General features: G+C 68.9%; 2 protein-coding genes. One reads left to right on the forward strand and one right to left on the reverse strand.

The features are described from left to right. Nucleotides 1-83: 83 nt before the first annotated feature. The gene (gene xynC / locus ACFV4N_RS40945; protein WP_499678077.1) at nt 84-1,352 is read right to left on the reverse strand and encodes a glucuronoarabinoxylan endo-1,4-beta-xylanase XynC; all 1,269 of its coding nucleotides are present in this window, start codon (nt 1,350-1,352) and stop codon (nt 84-86) included. 722 nt (nt 1,353-2,074) lie between these two features. Here xynC and ACFV4N_RS40950 point away from each other — a divergent pair. Then, the gene (locus ACFV4N_RS40950; RefSeq protein ID WP_499678078.1) at nt 2,075-3,685 is read left to right on the forward strand and encodes a glycoside hydrolase family 27 protein; all 1,611 of its coding nucleotides are present in this window, start codon (nt 2,075-2,077) and stop codon (nt 3,683-3,685) included. The last annotated feature ends 234 nt before the right edge of the window (nt 3,686-3,919 follow it).

The following is a 3,919-nucleotide window of genomic DNA, read 5'->3' on the forward strand; positions in this document are numbered from 1 at the left end:
CCCCCGCGCCGACGTGCGGCCGGTCCACCGGGCCGGCCGCTCGACCGGCGCGTCGCAGGTCTTCGCGGAGCCCGCGGCGGCCGTCAGCCGATGACGAAGGTCCTGATGCTGTGGGCCGGCAGCTGGGCGCCGAAGGAGCCGTTCGTCATCGTGACCGTCGTGTCCTGCGAGAGGGTCCGCGTCGCGGTGGTCACCCAGGTCGGGATCGCCGCGGACGCGATGTCCCGGACGGTGAACGGCAGGTACACCGCCGAGGAGTTCTTGTTGATGGCGACGATGACGACCCTGGACCCGCTCTTGAACGCCGTGATGTAGACGTTCGACTGCGGGTTCGCGGTCGCGGTGATCCGCTGGTAGCCGGGGCGGACCCACTTCGAGAAGTGGGCCATGTTGGCCCCGCGCTTGCTGATCTGCCCGTCCTCGCGCATCGGGCCGTACGAGCGGCGGATGTACCACCACACGTAGGTCTGGAACCGACCGTGGACCAGTGCGCGGTGCATGTGCTCGCCCACGTCGAGCGCGTGCGGCCACAGGTCGGCCGAGTCGGAGCTGTTCGGGTGGTAGACCTCGGTCATCCACAGCTCCTTACCGCCGCCCTTCTCGCGGAAGAGCGGGTAGGGCAGGTCCTCCGTCCTGGTGCCGTAGAGGTGGGCGCCGATGATGTCCACGTTCGCCAGCGCGGCGGGGTCGTTGAGGATGGGGTCGGAGGTCCGCTTGAGGTACTGGAACGACTCGGGCGCGATGACCCTGGTGTTGATCGAGCCCGCGTTCTCCCGCAGGAACCTCACCATCTCTGCCGGGGTCCACGCCGTCCAGTCGTGCGCGTAGTCCGGCTCGTTCTGCACGGAGATCCCGTACAGGTTCACCCCGTTGTTCCGCATGAACGTGGAGAAGTCGTTCAGGTGCTGCGCATAGGCGCCGTAGGCGTTGTAGCGCAGGCGCCTGCCGCCGGAGAAGGTCTCGATCATCGACGCCGGCGGGTTCCACGGCGAGGCGAAGACCTTGGCCCCGAGCTCACCGGCACGCCTGGCCGTGGCGACCTCACGGCTCCAGTTGGCGCGGTCCTCGGGGACGGGGATGCGCAGCACGGTGAAGCCCAGCTGCCCCGCGCCGTTGCCGAAGGCCGTCTCGCGCTGGGAGGCGGTGAGGTCGCCGATCCAGCCCGGGTGGTTCATGCCGCCGAACCCGAGGATCGTCTGCTGCACGACCGACGGTTCGACGAGCACACCGGTCTGCGCCGAAGCGGGTTTCGCCACCGCCAGCGCCGGTAGCGCGGCACCTGCCGCCAGCAACGACCGCCGCCGCAGCAGGCCCGAACCCGGGTCTCCGGATCGGTTCCGACGTGGTTCCACGGTTCCTCCAAGAGATTGGTCTTGACGGGGTTCGGCCATCGTCGGATGCCGGGGTGGAGTGATCGCGCGATCGATCACCGCTGCGCGGACGGGCCGGCCGGCTGTCGTCCACGTCCTCTCCCCCGGGTCAACGCGACCGCTGCGGTACGCGCGGTTCGGGAATCGGCTGCGCGACGATCGCGTGGGCACGGCCGAGCGTGCACGGCACGGGTGCGGCGCGGATTCGCGCCGGGAGAGGTGTTCGCATGGCAGTTCCCAACGTCGTCATTGACGGGAGGTCGCCGCGAGTGCCGCACCGGATCGCGGGGCCGTGACTCACGGGCCAATGTAGCCATGGAGAGGGTAGGGAGTCAACGCACTAACTCAGCTAAATTGTTAGCGCTCACCTTCGCCTCGTGTCGTCGAATTGTCGTCGAACAATCCGGCCTCGCAATCACGTATTCGCAGGTGGGTTCGGCCAAGCGAACACTCCTCCCCTCGAACCATCTTGTGAACGCGAACAACGGATGCGACACTGTCTCGTCGAAGCCGGGCGCCGCTGGCGGAAGCCGCCCCGTCACAGAGCGCCGGCGGATCTGTCCAACCCGGAATTCCGGAGCATCGGGCAACTCTTCGCCCGACCGTGCGGCAGCACGGGTGGCAGCCGGAACGTCGTACGCACCGAGGAGTGAAACCAGGTGACAGCAACACGACTTCCCCGTCCCCGCAGGACGGCGACGCTGTTGGCGGCAGGCACGCTGCTGCTGTCCGCCGTGACGGCGGTACTGCACACGTCGTCCGCGCAGGCGTTGGAGAACGGTGTGGCGCGCACCCCACCGATGGGCTGGAACTCGTGGAACACGTTCGGCTGCAACATCAACGAGACGTTGATCAGGCAGATGACCGATGCGATGGTCAACTCCGGCATGCGTGACGCGGGCTACGAGTACGTCGTCGTGGACGACTGCTGGATGAACCCCAACCGGGACTCGGCGGGCAACCTCCAGGGCGACCCCAGCCGGTTCCCCAGCGGCATGAAGGCGCTCGGCGACTACATCCACGGCAAGGGACTCAAGTTCGGGATCTACCAGGCGCCGCTGGCCGAGACGTGCGCCCAGTACTTCAACTCCTACCCCGGTTCGACCGGGGCGCTGGGCCACGAGGAGCAGGACGCCCGCCAGTTCGCCGCGTGGGGCGTGGACTTCCTCAAGTACGACTGGTGCTCGCCCAGCGGCACGATCGACGACCAGGTGCGCACGTTCGCCAAGATGCGCGACGCGCTGCGCGCCACCGGCCGCCCGATCGTCTACAGCATCAACTCGAACAGCATCCACGACAAGACCGGGCCCCGGCGCAACTGGGGCGACGTGGCGAACATGTGGCGCACCACCGAGGACATCACCAACAAGTGGGACACCGGGCAGACCAACGGCTACCCGATGGGCATCCAGAACATCGTCAACGTCACCGTGCCCCTGGCGTCCTACGCCAGGCCCGGCGGGTTCAACGACCCGGACATGATGGAGGTCGGCCGCGGCGGCATGAACGACACCGAGATGCGCAGCCACTTCGCCCTGTGGGCGGTCATGGCCTCGCCGCTCATCGCGGGCAACGACCTGCGGAACATGGACGCCGCCACGCAGACGATCCTGAAGAACGCCAACCTCATCGCCATCAACCAGGACCCGCTCGGGTTGCAGGCCGTGCAGGTCTCCAACGACGGCACCCGCCGCGTCCTGGCCAAGCGGCTGGCCAACGGCAACGTCGCGGTCGCCCTGTTCAACCAGGGTGGCGGCACGACCACCGTCTCGACCACGGCGAGCGCGATCGGTCTGTCGGGCAGCTCGTTCACGCTGCGCGACGCCTGGACCAACGGCACGACCACCACTTCCGGCACGATCTCGGCCAGCGTCCCGGCGCACGGCACGGCGGTGTACGTCGTCAGCGGCGGGGGCCCGGCGCCCACGTCGTTCTCCTTGGTGAGCCAGGGCTCCGGCCGCTGCCTGGACATCCCCGGCAGCACGCCGACCAACGGCGCCCTGGCCCAGATCTGGGACTGCAACAGCCAGACCAACCAGCGCTTCACCACCACCGCGGCCGGTGAGCTGCGCGCCTACGACGGCACGAAGTGCCTGGACGTCTACAACCGGGGCACCGCCAACGGCACCGCCGTGACGTTGTGGGACTGCAACGGCCAGACCAACCAGCAGTTCCGCCTCAACACCGACGGCAGCGTGACGGCGGTGGCGTCGGGCAAGTGCCTGGACGTCAACGGCGGCGCCACCGCCAACGGGACGAAGGTCATCATCTGGGACTGCCACGGTGGCACCAACCAGAGGTGGACCCGCACCTGATCCTCGGGTGCGACCGGGGCTCCGTGTTCACCGCCGATCTGAACGACACCAACGCCCCACCACCCGGCCTACCCCCGACGGCTCGGCCTGCACGGCGCCCTGATCGGGCGGGCCGGTCGCGGGGGGGGGGGGCGGGGGGGGCGAGGCGCGCCGCCCCCAACCGCCACAGCGGCCAGACCATCACCCGGGACCCCCGCCGGCGCCAAGCCCACGCGGCCACGCCGAGCCCCGCAA

This window comes from Actinosynnema sp. NPDC059797 (genome assembly GCF_042732085.1).
GTDB lineage: Bacteria > Actinomycetota > Actinomycetes > Mycobacteriales > Pseudonocardiaceae > Actinosynnema.